The 22,770-nt window shown below is 31.6% G+C and carries 17 protein-coding genes, 1 riboswitch and 1 other annotated feature; of the genes, 7 read left to right on the top strand and 10 right to left on the bottom strand.

Features of this window, described 5'->3' with window-relative positions; genetic code table 11:
* The first annotated feature begins 17 nt into the window (after positions 1-17).
* The 4 genes from PTZ02_RS01290 to PTZ02_RS01275 are packed head-to-tail and all read left to right on the top strand — an operon-like array spanning position 18 to position 4,015.
* Entirely contained in the window at positions 18-1,538 is a 1,521-nt protein-coding gene (locus PTZ02_RS01290) for a spore germination protein (protein WP_274226022.1), read from the top strand.
* On the top strand, positions 1,525-2,691 hold the full coding sequence (locus PTZ02_RS01285) for a Ger(x)C family spore germination protein (protein ID WP_274226021.1): 1,167 nt from the start codon (positions 1,525-1,527) through the stop codon (positions 2,689-2,691). Before PTZ02_RS01290 ends, PTZ02_RS01285 begins: the two co-directional genes overlap by 14 nt.
* A gap of 1 nt (position 2,692) precedes the next feature.
* Positions 2,693-2,908 carry a hypothetical protein gene (locus tag PTZ02_RS01280; RefSeq protein ID WP_274226020.1) on the top strand — a complete coding sequence of 72 codons (216 nt, stop codon included), beginning with the start codon at positions 2,693-2,695 and terminating at the stop codon, positions 2,906-2,908.
* 15 nt (positions 2,909-2,923) lie between these two features.
* Positions 2,924-4,015, top strand: coding sequence for a GerAB/ArcD/ProY family transporter (locus PTZ02_RS01275; protein ID WP_274226019.1), 1,092 nt, complete (start codon positions 2,924-2,926; stop codon positions 4,013-4,015).
* Between the two features lie 49 nt (positions 4,016-4,064).
* Here PTZ02_RS01275 and PTZ02_RS01270 read toward each other — a convergent pair whose 3' ends face one another.
* The 5 genes from PTZ02_RS01270 to adhE all read right to left on the bottom strand — a co-directional run bounded on the left by PTZ02_RS01270 (position 4,065) and on the right by adhE (position 11,834).
* Positions 4,065-4,976 carry a PLP-dependent cysteine synthase family protein gene (locus PTZ02_RS01270; RefSeq protein WP_274226018.1) on the bottom strand — a complete coding sequence of 304 codons (912 nt, stop codon included), beginning with the start codon at positions 4,974-4,976 and terminating at the stop codon, positions 4,065-4,067.
* Between the two features lies 1 nt (position 4,977).
* Positions 4,978-6,126: a trans-sulfuration enzyme family protein gene (locus PTZ02_RS01265; protein WP_274226017.1), complete on the bottom strand. Its 1,149-nt coding sequence runs from the start codon at positions 6,124-6,126 to the stop codon at positions 4,978-4,980.
* A 25-nt stretch (positions 6,127-6,151) separates the two neighbouring features.
* A complete protein-coding gene (locus PTZ02_RS01260) occupies positions 6,152-6,775 on the bottom strand; it encodes a class I SAM-dependent methyltransferase (protein ID WP_274228050.1) in 624 nt (207 codons plus the stop codon).
* A gap of 149 nt (positions 6,776-6,924) precedes the next feature.
* Positions 6,925-7,160 (bottom strand) — a binding site (T-box leader).
* A 162-nt stretch (positions 7,161-7,322) separates the two neighbouring features.
* Entirely contained in the window at positions 7,323-8,954 is a 1,632-nt protein-coding gene (gene hcp, locus PTZ02_RS01255; RefSeq protein ID WP_274228049.1) for a hydroxylamine reductase, read from the bottom strand.
* Between the two features lie 285 nt (positions 8,955-9,239).
* On the bottom strand, positions 9,240-11,834 hold the full coding sequence (gene adhE, locus PTZ02_RS01250) for a bifunctional acetaldehyde-CoA/alcohol dehydrogenase (protein WP_274226016.1): 2,595 nt from the start codon (positions 11,832-11,834) through the stop codon (positions 9,240-9,242).
* A 240-nt stretch (positions 11,835-12,074) separates the two neighbouring features.
* On the opposite strand from adhE, the gene PTZ02_RS01245 reads away from it, so the two are divergent.
* Positions 12,075-13,478, top strand: a complete 1,404-nt coding sequence (locus PTZ02_RS01245) for a YARHG domain-containing protein (RefSeq protein ID WP_274226015.1) — start codon at positions 12,075-12,077, stop codon at positions 13,476-13,478.
* A complete protein-coding gene (locus PTZ02_RS01240) occupies positions 13,478-14,293 on the top strand; it encodes an N-acetylmuramoyl-L-alanine amidase family protein (protein ID WP_274226014.1) in 816 nt (271 codons plus the stop codon). Before PTZ02_RS01245 ends, PTZ02_RS01240 begins: the two co-directional genes overlap by 1 nt.
* Positions 14,294-14,635: 342 nt before the next feature.
* Here the strand turns inward: PTZ02_RS01240 and PTZ02_RS01235 are convergent, their stop codons facing one another.
* Positions 14,636-15,208: a xanthine phosphoribosyltransferase gene (locus PTZ02_RS01235; protein ID WP_274226013.1), complete on the bottom strand. Its 573-nt coding sequence runs from the start codon at positions 15,206-15,208 to the stop codon at positions 14,636-14,638.
* Between the two features lie 92 nt (positions 15,209-15,300).
* Positions 15,301-15,401, bottom strand: a riboswitch (purine riboswitch).
* A gap of 43 nt (positions 15,402-15,444) precedes the next feature.
* Entirely contained in the window at positions 15,445-16,608 is a 1,164-nt protein-coding gene (fabV, locus tag PTZ02_RS01230) for an enoyl-ACP reductase FabV (RefSeq protein ID WP_274226012.1), read from the bottom strand.
* A 142-nt stretch (positions 16,609-16,750) separates the two neighbouring features.
* Here fabV and PTZ02_RS01225 point away from each other — a divergent pair, with 142 nt between their 5' ends.
* Positions 16,751-17,221, top strand: a complete 471-nt coding sequence (locus PTZ02_RS01225) for a flavodoxin family protein (RefSeq protein ID WP_274226011.1) — start codon at positions 16,751-16,753, stop codon at positions 17,219-17,221.
* Positions 17,222-17,253: 32 nt separating this feature from the next.
* On the opposite strand, the gene PTZ02_RS01220 is transcribed toward PTZ02_RS01225, so the two are convergent.
* The 3 genes from PTZ02_RS01220 to nifJ all read right to left on the bottom strand — a co-directional run bounded on the left by PTZ02_RS01220 (position 17,254) and on the right by nifJ (position 22,707).
* Positions 17,254-18,255, bottom strand: a complete 1,002-nt coding sequence (locus PTZ02_RS01220; RefSeq protein ID WP_274226010.1) for an inorganic phosphate transporter — start codon at positions 18,253-18,255, stop codon at positions 17,254-17,256.
* Positions 18,248-18,871 carry a DUF47 domain-containing protein gene (locus PTZ02_RS01215; RefSeq protein ID WP_274226009.1) on the bottom strand — a complete coding sequence of 208 codons (624 nt, stop codon included), beginning with the start codon at positions 18,869-18,871 and terminating at the stop codon, positions 18,248-18,250. Before PTZ02_RS01215 ends, PTZ02_RS01220 begins: the two co-directional genes overlap by 8 nt.
* A 329-nt stretch (positions 18,872-19,200) precedes the next feature.
* The gene (gene nifJ / locus PTZ02_RS01210) at positions 19,201-22,707 is read right to left on the bottom strand and encodes a pyruvate:ferredoxin (flavodoxin) oxidoreductase (RefSeq protein WP_274226008.1); all 3,507 of its coding nucleotides are present in this window, start codon (positions 22,705-22,707) and stop codon (positions 19,201-19,203) included.
* Positions 22,708-22,770 lie beyond the last annotated feature (63 nt).

The following is a 22,770-nucleotide window of genomic DNA, read 5'->3' as shown; positions in this document are numbered from 1 at the left end:
AAATTTAAGGAGGTGGTATGGTGAAAAACTCCAAAAAGAGTAAATCCTCTAATGAATCCTTACTTACTGACAATAGGATACTTGATAAATCTTTAGATAATAATATTACACTAATTAAAGGAATATTTCAGAATGATGATACATTGATTACTAGGCGAATAGAGAATTACTCCAATAGCAAGTTGAAGGGCTGCTTATTTTTTATACAAGGTATGATTAATAGTGATTATTTAAGTGAAAGTATTATAAAGCCATTCTTAAAACTTAATGAACCTGATAGTAATGCAAATTTTGTAGATTTACTTGAAACTAAAGTAATCTTTTCTAACGCCATAAAAAAAACAAATGAACTTGATAAAATTCTAGAAGCAATCCTTATTGGAGATACTGCCCTTCTTTTAGATGGATATAGTGATGCACTTGTAATATCTTCGAGGGATTGGGAAAAAAGGCCAATATCAGAACCCGATACAGAAAAAGTTGTTAGAGGGCCAAGAGAAGGTTTTGGAGAGTCATTAGTTGTTAATTTATCTATGCTTAGAAGAAAAATTCAGAATCCTAGTCTTAAATTTGAATTTAGAAAATTTGGAACAGAAACTCATACAAAGGCCTGTATTTGTTATATAGATGGAATTGCTCCAAAAGAAATTTTGGATGAATTAAACTCTAGATTAAGTAAAATAGATCTTGATAGCATCTTAGATTCCCAATATATTCAGGAATTTTTAAACGATGCTCGTATTTCTCCTTTTGAAACTGTTGGTAGTACAGAAAGACCTGATACTGTAGCTGGTAAACTACTAGAAGGACGAATTGCTATCTTAGTTGATGGTACTCCATTTGCATTAACAATTCCATTTTTATTTATCGAATATTTCCAAGTAAATGAAGATTATTATAATAACTATATATATATGTCTTTTAATAGGATACTTAGAATAATTGCAGCCTTTTTAACTGTGAGCGTACCAGCAATATATTTATCCTTTGTTACTTATAACCAAGAAATGATACCTACTCCCTTACTTTTGAGTATTTACTCTTCTAGGGAAAGTATACCATCTCCTACAGTTGTAGAATGTATCCTAATGCTCCTAGTATTTGAAATACTAAGGGAGACTGGTACAAGACTTCCTTCCGCTATTGGTCAAACAACTAGTATTGTTGGGGCATTAGTATTGGGGCAAGCGGCTGTTGATGCAAGATTAGTAAGCGCTCCTATTGTTATAGTTGTTGCTTTAACTGGAATAACTGGTCTCCTAAATATTAAAAATAGTGCTGCTACCGTACTACTAAGAGCTATTTTTTTATTGTCATCAGCCTTTTTAGGGATATATGGATATATTTTCACTCTTTTAGGGCTAATTATACATTTGATGAGTATAAAATCCTTTGGCGTACCTTATATGCTAACTATTGGATCAATAAAGCCAGAGTATATTAAAGACGTAATTGTTAGAACTCCTTGGTGGTATTCAACAGTACATCCATTTTTCATTTCAATAAAGCATAAAAAGAAAAGGGGTGGTAAAAATTAAATCCTTTAAATTACTTGCTTTACTACTTTCTATATTTTTATTTACCTCCACTCTCTCTGGCTGCTGGAATTATAGAGAAATTGAATCACTGATAGTAGTTTCTGGTATTGCCATTGATAAAAATCCTGAAACCAACAAAATTGAAGTCACTACAGAATTTGTAGATATTAAATCAGGTAAAGAAATAAAAACTGAACCAAAAACAATTACTATTTCTGGGGATACCATGTTTGAGATTGCAAGAAAATTAATAACTATTTCCGGCAAACGTGCATATTGGAGTCATGCACAGGTAATGATTTTAAGTGAAACTATTGCTAGAGAAGGCTTAGCTAAGATTATAGATTGGTATGTACGTGATGCTGAAACTAGAACAGATATCTATGTATGCGTATCAAAAGAGAAAACTGCAAAAGAAATATTATTTGCCCATGCATTTACAAAAGCAATTGTGTCTTTTGAGCTAGCAAGTACTCTGAAAAATGAAAATAGCGTATCTACTGCTCCTCTAATCGATTTATGGGATTATATTTCCGATTTGAAACAAGAAGGAAGAAATGCTATACTTCCCACTGTTCAATTAAAAGGTAAAGGTAAAGAAGCCACTCCTTACGTTGATGGAACAGCCATATTTAAAGCTGATAAATTAATAGCAACAATTAGCGGAGAAAGCTCTCAATACTTATTATTTGCTAATGATAAGGTAAAAGGAGGAATTTTAACCCTAGGGAGAACTCCTGAAGATGAAGCTCGTTCAATATCTTTAGAAATATTTAAAAACAAATCTAAAGTTAAACCAATACTATCAAATAATGAAGTAGAGATACAAATTCTTATAAAAACTAAAGTAGCTTTAGCTGAAATTGAATACTTCGAACAATTCTCCTCTGAAGAGGTAAGAAAAGAAATAGAAGAAAGGGCAAATATAATGCTTCAAAATAATGTTGAGGGAGTAATAAAAAGACTGCAACAAGAGTATGATGCGGATGTTTTCGGATTTGGGGAAAAAATTGAAAAGGATATGCCTAATGTATGGAACAGTATTAAAGATGACTGGCCTAATAAGTTTAAAAACTTAAAGGTAAGTGTAAAATCAGATATTAAAATAAAAAACAGTGCAACTACAAATACTCCAATCGAGATGGGGGACTAATATGATAGCAATAGTAATTTTTTCTTATATTGTGATAGTCTTCTTTGACTTAATCGAACTATATAAAAATAATATAAAAAGAGATTTTTATGTCGCTTTAATTTTATGCATTACCTCATTTGTAGTAGCAATTTTATTATCACTTGATGTTAAGATCCCATCTCCTGCAAAACCTATTGCAGATTTTATAAAATACTTATTTAGATGGATAAAATAAGAAAAGGGGAAAACTATGAATAAAGAAACCTTATCTAATACCCAAGCTATATGCACTATGAATTTATTTCTAATGGGAAGCACCTTATTACTAGGTGCTGGAGGGCAAGCAAAAAATGATAACTGGATTTCAATTATTTTAGCAATATTATTGGTAATTCCAATAACTTATGTTTATAGCAAAATAATATCATTATTCCCTGATAAGAATATTTTCGATATTTTTAACATCTTATTTGGTAAAGTAATTGCAAAACTTCTTACCGCTATATATACTTGGTACTTTTTTCATCTTGGTGTACTTGTTCTCCGTAATTTTGGAGAATTTTTAACTACTCAAGCTATGCCTGAAACACCGATGCTTGTACCTATTATTACATTAACACTTTTATGTATTTGGGCAGTTAAATCCGGACTTGAGGCAGTAGGTAGAAGTTCTAAGATTCTTTTTTTGACTTGCATTGTAGTAATAGTAATAATACAATTTCTTGCACTCTCAAAAGAGTCATTACCTAATATAAAGCCTATACTTAAGAACGGATGGAATCCCGTACTTTCAGGAGCCTTTTCAGCTTTTTCTTTTCCTTTTGCAGAAATTATAGCATTTATTGGTTTACCTTATTTTTATAAAGAGAAGGTTAAACCATTTAAGGTTTTATTAATTTCTATTTTAGGTTCAGGTCTTCTTATATTAGTTATAGCCTTTAGAAATATATTAGTTTTAGGTCCAAATAACCTAACTAATACCTATTTCCCTTCATATATAGCTGTTAGTAGAATTCATGTTGGTGACTTTCTTCAAAGAATTGAAGTATCTGTTTCAATAACTTTTGTTTCTTCTGTATTTATTAAGATTAGCATTTGTTTAATGGCTGCTAGCAATGGATTAAAAGCTTTGTTTGGATTAAGTTCTTATAAAACAATAGTTTTTCAATTAGGGTTACTTATGGCTTACTTCTCATATTTTATTTATGGAAATATAATGCAAATGGTTTTTTGGGCCTTAAATATATATCAATATTATGCTTTTCCATTTCAAGTTATAATTCCTATCCTTGTTTTATTAGTTGCTGAAAAGAAGAAATCAAAACTTATCACAAATAATTAAAAGAAGTGAAAATATAAGATTAAAATCTTATATTTTCACTTCTTCTTAACTAATCATAAATATTTTTGGAGAAATATCTATCTCCTCTGTCCGGAAAAATTACCACTATATTTCCTTCTTCTATTTCTTGTGAAAGTTTATATGCAGCTGCCATTGCTGCTCCTGATGATGAGCCAACTAATATTCCTTCTTTTTTAGCCAGTTCTTTTGTATAATAAAAGGCTTCTTCATCACTTATCTTTTTTACTAAATCTATATAATGCTTATCTAAGGTTTTAGGAATAAAATTATTTCCTATTCCCTCTATCCTATAACATCCTTCTTCTCCTCCACCAATAGTGGAGCCATATGGATCAGCTAGTACTCCCTTGATGCTTGGATCTTTCTCTTTAAGGTATTTTAATACTCCAGTAAAAGTTCCTCCACTACCTGCACCAGCTACAAAGTAATCTATATTTCCTTCTAGATCTCTATAAATTTCTTTTCCTGTTGTCTCATAATGAGCGATTGGATTAGCATCATTTTCAAACTGCTTTAACGAAATACTGTTTGGAATTTCCTTCAGTAATTTTTCAGCCACTTCACAGGCACCTGTCATTCCCTCTTCCTTTGGAGTAATGATTAGTTCTGCTCCTAAAGCTTTTAATATTGTTTGCTTTTCAACTGAAAATTTCTCAGGTATAACAAATTTAATGTTATAACCCTTGTTTAATGCACCGATAGCTATTCCAATTCCTGTATTCCCTGCAGTTGCTTCTATAATAGTATCTCCGGGTTTTAATATGCCTTCTTTTTCTGCTTTTTCTATCATATATAATCCAATTCTGTCCTTTGTGCTTCCTCCTGGATTTTGTCCTTCTAGTTTAGCAAAAATATTTACACCATCTTTTATATCAAAATTATTAATTTTAATTAACGGTGTATCTCCTATTAAATCAACAATACTATTAGCATACTTCATTTTATTTTTCCTCTTTACTATTAATTATTGCTTGTTCAATTTCATCTCTTAAATCTTCAAAGTTTTCTATTCCAACTGAAATTCTTAATAAATTATCTTTTATTCCTATTCTTTCTCTAAGCTCAACTGGTAGTGCTGCATGAGTCATGGAAGCAGGATGGCATAATAATGATTCAATTCCTCCTAAGCTTTCTCCAAATGTTATTAATTCTAATGAATTAATAAATTTCTTAAAATCATATCCTTCTTTTAACTTAAATGAAACAACTCCTCCAAAACCTCTTGCCTGAGCTTTTTGTATTTCATGACCTGGGTGATCCTTTAAACCTGGATAAAATACTTCTTCAATAGCCTCATGTGCTTTAAGATATTCTGCTATCTTTTGAGCATTATCTGCATGCTTATCTAATCTAACACTTAATGTTTTTATTCCTCTTACTAATAAATAAGAATCAAATGGAGGAAGTACTGCTCCAATTGAATTTTGTAAAAAGGCTAATCTTTCAGCAATTTCAGTGTTATTTGTAACTGCAAGACCTGCAACTACATCTGAATGTCCTCCTAAGTATTTTGTAGCAGAATGTACTACGATGTCTGCTCCTAAACTTAGTGGATTTTGAAAATATGGAGTCATAAAAGTATTATCAACTATAACAGTTAAATTTCTCTTTTTAGCTTCTTCTGCAACTCTCTTAATATCAGTAATAGATAATAATGGGTTGGTCGGAGTTTCTATAAATACTCCTTTAACATCCTCTGATATAGTAGAAAAATCAAAAGTATTAAAATCTTCAACTATGTCATATTTAAGCCCAAAGTTTGAAAATACTTTATCTATTACTCTAAAAGTTCCTCCATATAGATTATTATTAATTAGAATTCTATCTCCTGATTTAAATAAATTTAATACAGTAGATGTAGCTGCCATACCAGAAGCAAATGCAAACCCTCTTACTCCACCTTCTAGGTCACTTATTAACTTTTCTACTGACTCTCTTGTTGGGTTACCTGTTCTTGCATATTCATATCCAAGATTTACCCCAAATTCTGGTTGTTTAAATGTTGAAGAAAGATATACTGGTACATTTACCGCTCCTGTTGCCTTGTCTGATGAAATTCCTCCGTGAATTACTAATGAATCAATTTTCATAATTTCCTCCTAATTTGTATAATATTTATTTTTCCCCATATGCTAAAAAAATTCCTGTTTGTGTATATTCACCTTTTGAAGATACACCTTTGCATTCTAGCCCCGTTGAGTTTACACTAACATTTTTAAATCCTGCCTTTACCATCCATTCTTCTATCTGCTCATGTGAAAAACCTAACCAAATATCAAACATTTCTTCTCTAGCCCATTCTCCATGATGTTCTTCTACATCTGTAATTACAACTTTTCCATTCTGCTTTAATATTCTATTAAACTCTTCAATTGCTTTAAATGGATTTTCTACATGGTGAAGTGCCATATTAGTAAAGACCACATCTATCGATTCGTCGAATAAAGGTATTTCCTCCATTCCACCTTTTATAGGAAAAATATTGTTGTAGTTTTTGCTTTTAGCAAAGCTATATAGTTCTTTCAGCATATTCTTAGAAATATCTACTGGAAAAACTATCTTTGAAGTTTTTACTGCTTCTAGTGAAATAAATCCCGTTCCACATCCTAAATCTGCTACTATTTTGTCCTTTATATCTACCTTACTTAATGCTACATTTCGAACCTCTTCTTTAAAATAACCTGTCCTAATTTCATTCCAAGAGCTGGCAATACTATTAAAATAATTAACTGAGTTCATCATATCTTAACCCTCCTTAAGGGCTTGTAACTGCGAAACTTAGTTTATGATACTAGACCTTATAAAATATTAATCTAGCATGTTTTTAAATATAGCTCTGCATAAAACCCTTTAAATTTTAAAATCAAATAAAAAAAGAACTCATCACCTAAAGAGGCAGTAAGTCCGCGGTTCCACTCTTCTTAAATCCTTACAAAAGGATTAACTTAATTAAAGTACATATCATACTCTAGCGTAGTAACAGACGCCCCTGCATTGCTTACTATAAATTCAGCTTTGAGTTCAAAGATGCATTCCTTTAAGTCATCCCAAATCTTCCTTTCAGCCAAGGGAAAATCTCTCTGATAGTTTTTCTTAAAGTACTAATTCTTATCATCACTTTTATTTCATACAATTCCTATATGATATATAGTATATGCCTATGAGCTGTTTTTGTCAATAATTTTATAATATAAATTTATCTATTTAATGCAAAAAAGATGGTGTCTCAAATAATATGAGACACCATCGTATATTTGTAAGGGATTATATGGACTAATTTATTTAATTACATTTCCATGAACATTTTAACATCATCTTCTACATTTGTTATTCCACCGATACCAAAGTTTTCAACTAAAACTTTAGCTACATTTGGTGAAAGGAATGCTGGTAATGTTGGTCCTAAGTGAATGTTCTTTACACCTAAGTATAGTAAGCTTAATAATACTATTACAGCCTTTTGTTCATACCATGCAATGTTGAATGCTATTGGTAATTCATTTATATCTTCTAATTCAAATACTTCTTTTAATTTTAATGCTATTAATGCTAATGAGTATGAATCGTTACATTGTCCAGCATCTAATACTCTTGGAATTCCTCCAATATCGCCTAATTCTAACTTATTATATTTATATTTAGCACATCCAGCTGTTAAGATAACTGTATCGTTAGGGATTGCTTTTGCAAAATCAGTATAGTATTGTCTGCTCTTAGCTCTTCCATCACAACCTGCCATTACGAAGAATTTCTTAATTGCACCTGATTTAACTGCATCTACTACCTTATCTGCTAACGCAAATACTTGGTTATGTGCAAATCCTCCGATAATTTCTCCTGTTTCTATTTCAGTTGGAGCTTGACACTTTTTAGCTAATTCAATGATTTCTGAGAAATCTTTTGCTTGTCCATTAACTCCTGCTTCAATGTGCTTGCAACCTTCAAAACCTGATGCTCCAGTTGTAAATAATCTATCTTTATATGAAGCTCTTGGAGGTACAATACAGTTTGTTGTCATCAGTATTGGTCCATTAAAGCTTTCGAATTCTTCATTTTGTTTCCACCATGCATTTCCATAGTTTCCTACGAAGTGTGAGTATTTCTTAAATGCTGGGTAGTAGTGAGCTGGTAACATTTCTGAGTGAGTGTATACATCTACTCCAGTTCCTTCTGTTTGCTTTAATAATTCTTCTATATCCTTTAAATCATGTCCTGAAATAAGTATTCCTGGGTTCTTTCCAACTCCAATGTTTACTTTTGTTATTTCTGGATTTCCGTAAGTTCCAGTGTTTGCCCCATCTAGTAACGCCATAGCGTCAACTCCAACTTTACCAGTTTCTAATGTTAAAGCTATTAATTCTTCTGCTGATAATTTATCATCTAATGTTTTACTTAACGCTTTTTGTAAGAATGCATTAATTTCAGAATTGTCATAATCTAAAGCATTAGCATGCTTTAAGTAAGCAGACATACCTTTTAATCCATAAGTAATTAATTCTCTTAAACTTCTAACATCTTCATTTTCAGTTGCTAATACTCCAACTGTTGGTGCTTTTGCATCAATTTCTTCATTAGTTGTAGCTGTCCATAATGCAGCTTCGCTTAAATCAGCTTTATTTGATAACTTTTCAATTAGTTCATTTTTTATATTAAGGGTTTCTTTTATTCTCTTGTAGAATACTTCATTATCAAAGTTTGCATTTGTGATTGTAGTGAATAGATTTATTGTTACATAATGATCTACTTCTGCTGCAATCTTTATTCCTTCTTCTCTTGCTTTTGTAGTGACTTCTGAAAGCCCTTTAGTTGCATAAATTAAAACATCTTGTAAACCTGCAAGTTCTGGAGTCTTTCCACAAACTCCTTTTATTGTACATCCACTGCATCCAGCGGTTTCTTGACATTGATAACAAAACATACTCATTCTTTAATTCCTCCATTTATATTATAGGGTTTCTTTAGTGAAACATAATTTTTAATGTTTGAAAATGTCGGTACCTGGACATTTTCTGGCATGTATAAATTAATTGTTGAACTTGAAACCCTATTAATTTTTATTTTTGTTCTCTCTTGATCACAAGTTAATTATATTTGCATTTGAAAAGATTTTCGGTAACTAAAGTTACCAATAAAAAAAATCTTACTAAAATAGTAAGATTTTTTCCAAACATTATCTCTTTATTCTTAAATTAGTTAATATTATTTATTTACCTGTACCTTCATAGGCATTTATATACATTTGCTTAATTTCACTCATTAATGGATACCTTGGATTTGCACCTGTACATTGATCATCAAAAGCCTGCTCTACCATTTCATCTAAAGTAGAATAAAATCTATCTTTTGTAACTCCATATTCTGCTATTGTTTTAGGCATTCCTATCTGTGTTTTTAAAACATCTATTTTTTTAATGAGTCTATCTATTTTTTCTTCCTCAGTGTTTCCTCCCAGATTTAAATAATCTGCTATAACAGCATATCTCCATTTAACGTTAGGATATTTGTATTGTGGAAATGCTGCTTGTTTTCTTGGATCATCTACCGCATTAAACCTTATAACTTCATCAATTAACAACGCATTTGCCACTCCATGAGGAACATGGTGCATTGAGCCTAGCTTATGGGCCATAGAATGACATATTCCCAAGAATGAATTAGCAAAAGCCATTCCAGCCATAGTAGCAGCATGTGCCATTTTTTCTCTTGCTTTAACACTAGTAGCTCCGTTATTATATGCCTCTGGCAAGTATTTAAATATCAATCTAATAGACTCTAATGCTAATCCATTAGTATATTCTGATGCTAAAACTGAAGCATAGGCTTCAATTGCATGGGTTAAAGCATCTATACCTGATGCAGCAGTTAAACCCTTTGGCATCTTCATCATAAGCTCTGCATCTACTATTGCCATATCTGGGGTTAGTTCATAGTCCGCAAGCGGATATTTTACTCCAGTTTTTTCATCAGTAATTACTGCAAATGGAGTTACTTCAGAACCAGTTCCTGCTGATGTTGGTACTGCAACAAAATATGCTTTTTCTCCCATTGTAGGGAACTTATAAACTCTCTTTCTAATATCCATAAACCTCATGGCAAGGTCTTCAAATCTTACTTCTGGATGCTCATACATTACCCACATTATTTTAGCTGCATCCATAGGAGAACCTCCACCTAGCGCAATTATAACATCTGGTTTAAAGCTTTCCATCTCATCAGCACCTTTAGTTGCTGTAGCTAATGTTGGATCAGGTTCAACATCAAAGAATATCTTAAAGTCTATATCGCCTTCCTCAAGTACTTTGGTTAATTCATCTGTGTATCCCAAATTATACAAAACCTTATCAGTTACTATAAAAGCCCTCTTTTTACCCATGTCTGCTAATTCTCTAAGGGCCACTCCTAATGAACCATACTTAAAGTAAATTTTTTCTGGCACTCTAAACCAAAGCATATTCTCTCTCCTCTCAGCTACACTCTTTATATTCAAAAGGTGCTTAGGCCCAACATTTTCTGAAACAGAATTTCCACCCCATGACCCGCAACCTAGTGTTAAAGAAGGAGGTAATTTGAAATTATAAATATCCCCAATAGCCCCTTGTGAAGCAGGCATATTTATTATAGTTCTAGCAGTTTTCATTGTTTCTCCAAACCTTTCAATTCTATCTTTAGATCTAATTTGATCTGTATATAAAACTGAGGTATGACCAAAGCCGCCTAGTTCAATTAATCTAACAGCTTTCACTAAGGCTTCATCAAAATTTTCTACTTTATACATAGCTAAAATCGGCGATAATTTTTCATGTGAGAATGGTTCTTCTAATTCTACCGATTCCACCTCACCTATCAAAACCTTAGCTTCTTCTGGCACTGTAATACCCGCAAGTTTACCAATATTATAGGCACTTTGACCTACGATATCTGAGTTAAGCCCTCCTTTATCATTTAAAATTATTGCTCTTACTTTATCTCTTTCCTCTGGATTTAAAATATATGCTCCACGATCTTGTAGTTCTTTTCTAACTTCCGAATATATAGAATCCATAACTACTAACGCTTGCTCAGATGCACAAATCACTCCATTATCAAATGTTTTTGATAATAGAATAGAACTTACTGTAGTTTTTATATGTGCTGTCTCATCAATTATTACTGGGGTATTACCAGAGCCAACTCCTAGAGCTGGTTTACCTGATGAATATGCTGCTTTAACCATAGCAGGTCCGCCTGTTGCTAAAATTATATCAGCTTCCTTCATTACTAATTGTGAAAGCTCAACAGATGGCTCATCAATCCACCCAATAATATTTTCTGGTGCTCCTGCCTTTACTGCAGCTTCTAGCACTATTTTGGCAGCCTCAATAGTTGATTTTTTAGCTCTTGGATGTGGTGAAAAAATAATTCCATTTCTAGTTTTTAGCGATATTAGTGATTTAAAAATAGCTGTTGAAGTTGGATTAGTAGTAGGAATAATAGCAGCCACTACACCAATAGGTTCAACAACCTTAGTAATACCAAAAGGATCATCCCTTTCAAGTATTCCACAAGTTTTCATATCCTTGTATTGATTGTAGATATACTCTGAAGCAAAATGATTTTTGATTACTTTATCTTCTACTATACCCATACCAGTTTCTTCAGTGGCTGCTTTAGCTAATAGAATTCTTGCATTGTTTGCCGCCATTGCAGCTTCTCTGAATATCTTATCTACCTGCTCCTGTGAGTATGTAGAGAATTTCTTTTGGGCTATTCTTATTTCCTTTATTTTTTCCATTAATTCTTGTGAATTTGTTACTTTCATAATGCCCTCCTTAAATTTAAATAGGTTTATGAATAGTATTCACTACTTATTTTCAAAATATCATAAATTCCTTAAGAGTATGAGAAAATTAAACCTTATTTTCTCACTTTAGCTCTTTTATTAAAGTATAAGTATCTAATATTTCGTGTAACATTATATGAAATATTAATAGTATATAAATTGAGAGTATTTTAAAAAATGTATCGTATGAAAGTAAAATTATTTATGAGGGGGATGTAAATGAAATTTTGTACTAAATGTGGAAGTCCTATTTCCGATGACATGAAAATTTGTCCGAAATGTGAACAACTAACACAAAATGAAATACCTGATTTAGATGCAAAATCTAAGGTAATGAAAAGGAATTTATCTAAAAACAACATTCCTAAGAAAAGATCTTCAAACTTTACTGTAAAAATACTAATAGGTTTATTATTATTTCTTGTAGTATTAGTTGTGGTGTTCTTTAATAAAATAAAGGGAGAATACTATATATATAAATATAAAAACACAGAAATAACATCCAAAAAGATAGATTATGCAGTAAATGCAGTGAAAACACTAGAGACAAGCAATGCTAAGGATTTACTTAAAAATTCGCTAATTGAAATGTCTAAAACAGATATAGATACTGCTGAAACTAAACTTAAAGAAGTATCTAGTTTATTATCTAAAGATGAATATCAAAGCATAGCTGGAGAGATTAAAGAAAATAGAATAAATAAACTTTATGCTGAAGGCAGATATGAAGATATAATTAAAGAATTTGTAGAGATAAATAAGTTAGGCGGAGATTTTAAATCTAATGTGAATTATGACAATGTTATGCTAAATATTTCTTCAAAGATAACAAATACGCGATTAGAAAATTCAAAAGGATTACTTATGAAGTATGACGGTGTTTACTATGATGATTTTGATGGAGATTCTTTTGATGAAATAATACATTTGCAAAATATGAATTACAATTATGGTGCAGTATCAAAACTCGACTTGTATAAAATCACCAACGGACAATATAAAGTAGTTGATACTAAAACATTTAGTGAATATTGGAATTCAGAAATACAAGGAGTATATGAATTTGCTAAAGGAGTAAAAGGAGCATTTATTCATTACAGTAATAGCTCTGGAGAATCTTGTACAAGTGTTTTTGGATTTGATAATAAAGAAATAATATTTAAAGGTGCAGTAATTGCTAATAACTATACAATGCCAGATGATATTGATAGAGATGGTATTTATGAAGTGGTTGGAAATAATCTAACAGCATCATCTTCAACTATTTTAAAAAAATGGTTCAAAATTTACGAAGATGGAAGAACTCCAACAGAAGTAAAATCAGTAGTAGAACAAGTTGCTAATGTATCAAATAATTCTAATGAGTATATCTTCGAAGACAGTTATAAAAGATACCTAACTGATGGTGATTTAATGTGGTTAAGCAAAGAAGAATTAGCAATTGCTAGAAACGAAATATTTGCACGTCACGGTTATGTATTTAAGATGGATGAATTCAAGGATTATTTTAACTCTAAAAGTTGGTATGTTCCTAATCCAAATTATGATGGAAGTGATTCGGCTTTAAATGAATATGAAATAGCCAATTATATGCTAATTCAGGAATGGGAGAAAAAATATTAATGAAAAAATTAATCCTTGGAATATTGTGTATAATAATCCTATTTTCTTTATCGAGTTGTAAAGATAAAAGAAAAGAAGTGGGGTTAGAAAAACAAACTGACGAAGTTGAAATAACAAATGAAGAAACTAAGACATTAAATGAAAACGTTAAAGAAGAAAACAAAGATATAATTAAGGATACACCTGTAATTAAAAAAAAGGTTGTTATAGATCCTGGTCACTCCTCTAATGGAAATAGGGAACAAGAAAAAATATCACCTGATTCAAATACCATGAAAATCAAAGATCCAGGGGGAGCACAAGGAGTAGTAACTGGTACACCTGAATATGTAGTGACTATGGATGTATCATTAAAACTTAAGGCTTTATTAGAACAAAATCAAGTTGAGGTTATAATGACCAAAACTCAAGATATTGAAAGCCCTGGCAATATAGAGAGAGCAGAGATAGGAAATAATAATAATGCTAATTTAACAATAAGAATTCACTGCGATTCTGTAAATAGCAGAAGTGTAAAAGGTGCTTCAATGCTAGTACCAGCCCCAATTGGTTATGCTAAAGATATAAGTACAGTGAGCAGAAAGTACGGAGAAACTATACTAAATGATTTAATAGCTTCAGCTGGTATGAGTAATCGTGGTATTTCTGAAAGAAGTGATCTAACAGGCTTCAATTGGTCAAAGGTTCCAGTAGTATTAGTAGAGATGGGTTTTATGTCTAATCCAGAAGAGGATAAGCTATTAAGCAACCAGGAATATCAAAATAAATTGGCAGAAGGATTATGTAATGGAATATTACATGCGTTAAATAATTAAAAAAATGAGAGATTGCCTAAAAGTAAAATAAAACAGCCCATTTATGGGCTGCCTTATTTTAATCTATCTATCTTTTCTATAAGCCTTCTCATTAGCATCGAATTCAAAGTTGACTTTATTCCTAAGATCCTTGGAATATTCTTTTCTAAAGTCCTTTGAAAATACATATTTAATTACACTCATTAAAATCAACTCCTTATTTTATGTTGGATAATTATTCTTATTTAATAATTATTATATGCTTATTGTTTCATTTTATCAACACTTTTATACATTATTTTTTTAAAAAAATAAATCCCTAGCTCTACATCAACTCATAGCTAAGGATTTATTTTAAAAATTTTATTTAAATAATACCTGACCATTTTCAATTTTATCTATAATGGCTAAAGATTCTACTTTCACTCCTAAGTCTTCAATTACCTTTCTTCCGGGTTGAAATCCTTTTTCAATGATTATTCCAACAGCCACAGGCTCTGCTTCACCTTGTTTCACAATATCTATTAATCCACAGGCTGCGCAACCATTTGCTAGAAAATCATCTATAATTAAAACTCTTTCTCCCTTATTAATAAATCTCTTACTTACAACCACATCATAATCTTTATTTTTAGTAAATGAATGTACATTAGAATGATAAAGCTCATTATCTAAATTTGAAGCTAATGACTTCTTTGCAAAAACTACTGGCACATAATCAAAATATTGTGCAATTATAGTTGCAATTCCTATTCCTGAAGCTTCGATTGTGAGTATCTTGTCTATTCTTTCTCCTTTAAATCTTTCTTTAAATTCTTTCCCCATTTCATTGAATAATCTTACATCCATTTGATGATTTATAAAACCATCAACTTTTAGAATGCTATCTCCAATAACTTTTCCTTCTTCTCTAATCTTCTTTTTTAGTAATTCCATAACTTTCCTCCAAAAAATAAAAACCTATGGTTTTTAAGTATTCTTTTTCTATAAATTTTAAGAAAAAGCTATTACTCCAGCCCATAGGTTCTACATACAATATTAAAGTTCGTAGCTAGATAATTTAAGGTTATCTCTAGAGACACTTGGACCATATTTCCATGTATATACGAACTGAAGTTTATATTCACTTTTGATTGTATGTTATATTATTTTTGCAAAAAAAGCAATATATTTTAAATTTCTACATCTTTATCATAATCAATATTCTTTAATCCAAAACCAAATAATTTAAGAAACTCTTCTCTAAATCCCTCTGCATCAGATATTTCTGTTATATTTTCACTATTTATTTTTTCCCAACGTTCAATAACTTCCTTTTGAACGTCATCTCTAAGCTCTAAATCATCTATTCTTATTCTTCCTTCAGAATCTAATTGCAAATCCCCGCCATAAATTCTATCACTGAAAAGCCTATAAATTTGTTCTATACACCCTTCATGTATTCCTTTTTCTTTCATTACTTTATAAAGTACAGAAATATATAATGGTACTATTGGTATAGCCGATGACGCTTGAGTAACTAATCCTTTATTTACTGAAACGTAAGCTTTTCCATCAACTTCACTTAATAATTCATTTATTTCTTTTGCCTTAATATCTAAATCCTTTTTAGCCATTCCAATTGTTCCATCATTGTACATTGGATAAGTTAATTTAGGTCCTATGTATGAATAAGCTAAAGTCTTTACGCCAGTATCTAAAACATCTGCTTCTTTTAATGCCTCAATCCAAAGCTTCCAGTCTTCTCCACCCATAACTTTTACTGTGTCATGTATTTCTTTTTCTGTAGCAGCTGTAACTTCTACATTAGATATTTTAAAAGTAAGAAAATCAAAAGTATTACCAGAAAAATTCTCACCAATTGTCTTAATTACTGAACTATATACCTCTCCTGTTTTAGGATCAGTTCTTCTAGGTGATGCTAGTGAATATATTATTAAATCAACTTTTCCCATATTACTTTTTATTTCATTTATAACTTGCTCTTTAATCTCATCTGAAAAAGCATCCCCGTTAATACTTTTATGAAATCCGCCTAATTCTTTTGCAAATTTCTCGAATGCTTTTGTATTATACCAACCAGGAGTTGCTGTTCTTTTACCATTAGATTCTTTTTCAAAACTTACTGCCAAAGTATTTGCTCCAGCACCAAAAGCTGATACAATTCTTGATGATAAACCATATCCTGTTGAAGCACCAATAACTAGAACATTTTTAGCTCCATTAACGGTACCTTTTTCTTTAACATATTCAATCTGTTCTTTAACATTTTCCTCACAGCCTAAAGGATGGGCTGCAGTACATATAAATCCCCTAAATTTTGGTTCAATTTTCATTATAAAAATCCTCCAATTATTTTCGTATAAAAAAGTTTGATAATCAAAATATTTTACATATAAATTATATTAACACAAAATCCTTTTTTAGTCATTATTTTTTTGGTATAATATTTTTAGTTAAACGTTTAGGGGGATTACAATGGAAAGTGACAGTAGTATTATTTATTATTATTCAAGAACAAAAAATACTAAAACCGTAGCCAAAGATTTAGGAGAACTATTAAATTGTCCTGTTGAGGAAATAATCGATTGGAAAAAAAGAAAAGGATTTACTAAATTCATTATTAGTGGATATGAGGCAAGGCAAGAGAAAGAAACCAAGATTGCTCCAATTACTAAAGAGCCAAAAGATTATAAGCATATTATAATAGGATTCCCTGTCTGGGCTTCCAAGATACCGCCTGCTATTAGAACCTTTATTAATCTTTATAAAAAAGACATTAAATCTATTAGCTTATTTTGCACTCAAGGTGGAAATGGTGGTGAAGCTGCTTTTTCTATTATAGAACAACTTCTAAATATAAATTCAAATTTTAAAGTTACAATTACTAAATCTGAAGTTAGTAAATTAAGTTACATGAATAAACTCGAAAAATTCTTAGATCATTAAAGAAAAAACTCGGTTACCCGAGTTTTTATTTTTTATATTAACCTAGTTACTATTATGGAAATGATTCCTCCAACGATTGCACAACATGGTATTGTTAATACCCAAGTTGATACTATATTTTTGGCAACTCCCCATCTTACTGCTGATAATCTTTTAGATGCTGACACTCCCATTATTGCTGTAGAAACTATATGTGTTGTACTAACTGGCGCATCTAACATAGTAGCTGTAAATATAACTGCAGAACTTGATAAGTCAGCTGCAAAACCAGAAGCTGGAGTTAACTTTGCCATACCACTTCCCATAGTCTTTATAATCTTCCAACCACCTATAGATGTTCCTAATGCCATAGCTGCGGCACATGCAATTTTTACCCATAAAGGTACATGGAATGTTTCTATATATCCTCCACTAACTAAAGCTAGAGAAATTATACCCATAGACTTTTGAGCATCATTACTTCCATGATTAAATGCTAAAAAAGCTGCAGAGAATACTTGTGCTTTTAAAAATCCTTTTGTTGCTTTCATTGGCTTTGCTCTTCTAAATATCCAATTAATTAATGTCATTATTATAAATCCGACTATAAATCCGATTACTGGTGATAAGAAAAGCCATAAAACAACTTTCTTAAGAAATGTAGGCCAATTTATTATATGTACTGTTCCTGAGAATGCTATTGCTGCTCCGATAAGGCCTCCAATTAATGCATGGGATGAACTACTTGGAATTCCGAAATACCAAGTTATCAAATTCCATAGTATAGCTGCAATTACAGCTGCTAGTACTACTTTTTCTGGTGCTCCTCCTGAGAAAACTATTCCTCCTCCAATTGTAGTAGCTACCTTTGTACTTATTAAAGCACCCGTAAAATTTAAGCATGCTGACATAAGTATAGCTTTTTGAGGAGATAATGCTCTTGTAGTAACTGAACTTGCGATAGCATTAGCTGTATCATGAAACCCATTTATAAAATCAAAAGCTAATGCAAGGATAACTATAATACTCGTAATTACTAATGCTGAATTAAACATGTTTCATTACAACTCCTTCAACTAAGTTAGCTAAAGTCTCGCAAGAATCTAAAGTTTTCTCTAATTTTTCATAAAGATCTTTCCATACTATTATTTCTATTTCTTTTACATCTGTAGTAAATAATTCTCTCATAGCTTCTCTATAAGCGAAATCTCCTTCTGTTTCTAGAAGATTAATTTCCACAATTGATTGTTTAGTATTATTATTCTTTTTAAAATCTTTAAGCGCTACAAATAATTCTTGTAATTTTACTGCACTTTTATCAATTAATTCAATCATTTTATAACTTTTTTCTCTACTAGTTTTGATATTATACATTAGATATCTTCCAGCTAAATCTTCAATATTATCAATTACGTCGTCTAGCCTATTTGTAATCACTAAGATATCTTCTCTATCTAAAGGTGTAATGAAATTGTTATTTAATTCTTCAAATATTCTATGCGCAAGATCATCACCTTTGTGTTCAATATCTTTTAGTTTCAAACTTCTTTCTTCTAAAGTATTTGTGTCTTTTGCGAAACCTACTAGTTCCTTTGATGCCTCCTGAATTAATTCTGAAAAGTCGATAAATAAATCAAAGAACTTATCGTTTTTAGGTGAAAAGTTAAACATAATACCAATCCTTCCTTTTAATTATCACATACTAATAAATAATAACACTCCAATGTTAAGTTTATATTAAGAAAGTTAATATTTCTATATTAAAGTTATGAAAATGTAAAAAAGATAAAATTTACTCATTTTAATTTTAGTTTAGCATATGTAAATATTTACTTTTTGATTTTTTGTTATTATATTGTAGTTTGGCTAACAATAACTTAATTAATACTACTGAATTTTTGGTGATTATAACCTAATTTTTACCTTTATCAGCTTATTTTTTGTAATTTAATTAACAAAAAAGAGATGGAATAAATCCATCTCTTTTAATTTACATATAATTATTGGTTAGCTAATTTCTTGTAACCTTCTAATCTTTCCATTGCATCTTTGTATGTCTTTTCAAATAATGCATCTGCAGCTTCTGGGAATGCCTTAGCAAGTGAAGAGTATCTAACTTCTCCCATTAAGAATTCTTTAAAGTCAGCTGTTGGTTCTTTAGAATCTAATGTGAATGGGTTCTTTCCTTGTTCTTTTACTAATGGATTGTATCTGTACATTGACCAGTATCCACAAGCAGTTGCTCTCTTAGCTTCTTCTTGGCTGTTACCCATTCCTATTTTTAATCCATGATTGATACATGGTGCATAACCTATGATTAATGATGGTCCCTTATAAGCTTCTGCTTCTGCAATAGCTTTAAGAACTTGGTTCTTATCTGCTCCCATATTAACTTGAGCTACATATACATAACCATATGTCATAGCCATCATTCCAAGGTCTTTCTTCTTAGTCTTCTTACCACTTGCAGCAAATTTAGCTATTGCAGCAGTTGGTGTAGATTTTGAAGATTGTCCACCTGTATTTGAGTAAACTTCAGTATCAAATACGAATATATTTACATCTTCTCCTGAAGCAAGTACGTGGTCAACTCCACCGTATCCGATATCGTATGCCCATCCGTCTCCTCCGAAGATCCATTGAGATCTCTTAACGAAGTAGTCTTTTTCTGATAATATTTCTTTAGCAATTTCAGTACCAGATTTTTCTAGAGCAGCAGTTAATCTTTCAGCTCTATCTCTTGTTCCAGCACCTTCGTTCATATTATCTAACCAATCTTGTAATTCAGCTTTTGCTGAGTCTCCTGCAGCTATAGCAGCTTGAGCTTTTTCAGCTATTCTATCTCTTATAGCTTTAACTCCTAAGAACATACCTAATCCATATTCAGCATTATCTTCGAATAATGAATTTGCCCATGCTGGACCATGTCCATTGTGGTTTACAGTATATGGAGTTGAAGGAGCAGATCCTCCCCAAATTGAAGAACATCCAGTAGCATTAGATATCATCATTCTATCACCAAATAATTGAGTTATAAGCTTAGCATATGGAGTTTCTCCACAACCTGCACAAGCACCTGAGAACTCAAGTAATGGTTGTTCAAATTGGCTACCTTTTAATGTTAATTTATTCATTGGGTTAGCTTTTGGAGCTACCTTTTCAGTTACATAATCCCAGTTTGGAATCTCAACGTGTTGTGATTCTTGTGGTTTCATGATTAATGCTTTTCCTGGAGCTGGACATACTTGAGCACAGTTTCCACAACCTGAACAATCTAATGGACTTACTGCCATAGTGTAGCTTAGTGGTTCCTCTGTCTTTAATGCCTTAGCAGGAACTAATTTTAATCCTTCTGGTGCTGCTGCTTTTTCAGCATCTGTTAATAAGAATGGTCTTATTACAGCATGAGGACATACAAATGAACATTGGTTACATTGAATACATTTATCTGCTTGCCATTCAGGAACATTTACAGCAATTCCTCTCTTTTCGAAAGCTGCAGTACCTTGTTCGAATGTACCATCTTCCATTCCTACAAATGTTGAAACTGGAAGTGAATCTCCTTCTAATCTGTTCATTGGAATAACTATATTCTTAACGAAGTCTGATTTCTTCTTAGTATCAACAACTTCTTCATCTACAGCTGTTTTCCAAGCTTCTGGTATTTTAATTTCAACCATTGATTCGATACCTCTATCGATAGCTGCGTTGTTCATGTTAACAACTTTTTCACCCTTCTTACCATAAGAAGTTACAACAGCATCTTTTAGGTATTTAACTGCATCTTCAACTGGGATAATGTTAGCTAACTTGAAGAAAGCTGATTGCATTATCATGTTGATTCTTCCACCAAGACCTATTTCTTGAGCTATTCCAACAGCATTTAAAGTGTAGAACTTAATGTTGTTGTTAGCAATAAATCTCTTATATGATGCAGGTAATTTTTCTTCTAACTCTTCTGGAGTCCAGATAGTGTTTAATAAGAAAGTTGAACCTGGTTTTAATCCATCAAGTACATTGTACTTATGAACATAAGATTGGTTAGAACATGAAACAAAGTCTGCTTTGTTTATTAAATATGGTGATTTAATAGCCTTCTTACCAAATCTTAAGTGAGATACTGTAATTCCACCTGATTTCTTTGAATCATAGAAGAAGTATCCTTGAGCATACATGTCTGTATGGTCTCCAATAATTTTGATTGCACTCTTGTTTGCTCCAACAGTACCATCTGATCCTAATCCCCAGAACTTACAAGCTGAAGTTCCAGCTGGAGTAGCATCTATATCTTCAGTAACATTTAAGGAAGTGTTTGTAACATCATCAACAATACCTATAGTAAATCCATTTTTAGGTGCATCTTGTGCTAAGTTAGCATAAACTGCAGCAATATGTCCTGGATTTGGATCTTTTGAACCTAAACCGAATCTTCCACCTACAACTAATGGAGCATCAGCTTGTCCAAAGAATGCATTTCTTACATCTAAGTATAATGGTTCACCAGCAGATCCTGGTTCTTTTGTTCTATCTAATACAGCTATCTTCTTAACAGTAGATGGGATAGCTTTTAATAATCTTTCATTTGAGAATGGTCTAAATAATCTTACTTTAACAACACCGACTTTTTGTCCGTTTGCATTTAAGTAATCAACAGTTTCTTCACATACATCTGTTGCAGAACCCATAGCAACTATTACTCTATCTGCATCTGGTGCACCATAGTAATCGAAGCAGTGATATTCTCTACCAGTTAATTTAGTAATTTCAGCCATGTAGCTTTCAACTGTTTCTGGTAATGCATCATAGAATTTATTTACAGATTCTCTTTCTTGGAAGTAGATATCTGCATTTTGAGCTGTTCCTCTAGTAACTGGGTGATTTGGATTTAATGCTCTTTCTCTAAATGCTTTTATAGCATTCCAGTCAACTAATTTAGATAATTCATCATATTCTAAAACTTCAATTTTTTGAATTTCATGAGAAGTTCTGAAACCATCGAAGAAGTTTAAGAATGGAATTCTTGTTTTAATAGCAGTTAAATGAGCTACTGCTGCTAAATCCATAACTTCTTGTACTGAACCTTCAGCTAACATTGCAAAACCAGTTTGTCTTGCAGCCATAACATCTTGGTGGTCACCAAATATGTTTAATGATGATGTAGCTAATGCTCTAGCTGATACATGTAAAACTCCTGGTAACATTTCTCCAGCGATTTTATACATGTTTGGTATCATTAATAATAAACCTTGAGAAGCAGTGAATGTAGTTGTTAATGCTCCAGCTTGTAATGAACCATGAACTGCTCCAGCTGCTCCAGCCTCTGATTGCATTTCCATAACTCTTACAGGTTGTCCAAATATGTTCTTTCTTCCTTGTGCTACCCATTCATCAACATGTTCTGCCATAGGTGATGATGGTGTGATTGGATATATTGCAGAAACTTCAGTAAATGCATATGCTATATGAGCTGCTGCAGTATTACCATCCATAGTTTTCATTTTTCTCATTTTGTTGACCCCTCTTTCTAAATGGTAAAATGATTTATTTTATTATGTTTCTAAACATAATAT

Origin of the sequence: Clostridium sp. 'White wine YQ', assembly GCF_028728205.1 — a bacterium.
GTDB lineage: Bacteria > Bacillota > Clostridia > Clostridiales > Clostridiaceae > Clostridium_T.
The sequence above is the reverse complement of the archived record's forward strand: the minus strand, read 5'-3'. Positions and strand labels throughout refer to the sequence as shown.

Bases quoted from the DNA above. Each gene is read 5' to 3' on its own strand.
- PTZ02_RS01265 (WP_274226017.1), bottom strand. From the start codon at position 6,126: ATGAAAATTGATTCATTAGTAATTCACGGAGGAATTTCATCAGACAAG.
- PTZ02_RS01220 (WP_274226010.1), bottom strand. From the start codon at position 18,255: ATGTTTAATTCAGCATTAGTAATTACGAGTATTATAGTTATCCTTGCA.
- PTZ02_RS01235 (WP_274226013.1), bottom strand. From the start codon at position 15,208: ATGGAATTACTAAAAAAGAAGATTAGAGAAGAAGGAAAAGTTATTGGA.
- PTZ02_RS01240 (WP_274226014.1), top strand. From the start codon at position 13,478: ATGAAAAAATTAATCCTTGGAATATTGTGTATAATAATCCTATTTTCT.
- hcp (WP_274228049.1), bottom strand. From the start codon at position 8,954: ATGTTTTGTTATCAATGTCAAGAAACCGCTGGATGCAGTGGATGTACA.
- PTZ02_RS01270 (WP_274226018.1), bottom strand. From the start codon at position 4,976: ATGAAGTATGCTAATAGTATTGTTGATTTAATAGGAGATACACCGTTA.
- fabV (WP_274226012.1), bottom strand. From the start codon at position 16,608: ATGAAAATTGAACCAAAATTTAGGGGATTTATATGTACTGCAGCCCAT.
- PTZ02_RS01290 (WP_274226022.1), top strand. From the start codon at position 18: ATGGTGAAAAACTCCAAAAAGAGTAAATCCTCTAATGAATCCTTACTT.
- nifJ (WP_274226008.1), bottom strand. From the start codon at position 22,707: ATGAGAAAAATGAAAACTATGGATGGTAATACTGCAGCAGCTCATATA.
- PTZ02_RS01225 (WP_274226011.1), top strand. From the start codon at position 16,751: ATGGAAAGTGACAGTAGTATTATTTATTATTATTCAAGAACAAAAAAT.
- PTZ02_RS01245 (WP_274226015.1), top strand. From the start codon at position 12,075: ATGAAATTTTGTACTAAATGTGGAAGTCCTATTTCCGATGACATGAAA.
- PTZ02_RS01275 (WP_274226019.1), top strand. From the start codon at position 2,924: ATGAATAAAGAAACCTTATCTAATACCCAAGCTATATGCACTATGAAT.
- adhE (WP_274226016.1), bottom strand. From the start codon at position 11,834: ATGAAAGTAACAAATTCACAAGAATTAATGGAAAAAATAAAGGAAATA.
- PTZ02_RS01260 (WP_274228050.1), bottom strand. From the start codon at position 6,775: ATGAACTCAGTTAATTATTTTAATAGTATTGCCAGCTCTTGGAATGAA.
- PTZ02_RS01280 (WP_274226020.1), top strand. From the start codon at position 2,693: ATGATAGCAATAGTAATTTTTTCTTATATTGTGATAGTCTTCTTTGAC.
- PTZ02_RS01215 (WP_274226009.1), bottom strand. From the start codon at position 18,871: ATGTTTAACTTTTCACCTAAAAACGATAAGTTCTTTGATTTATTTATC.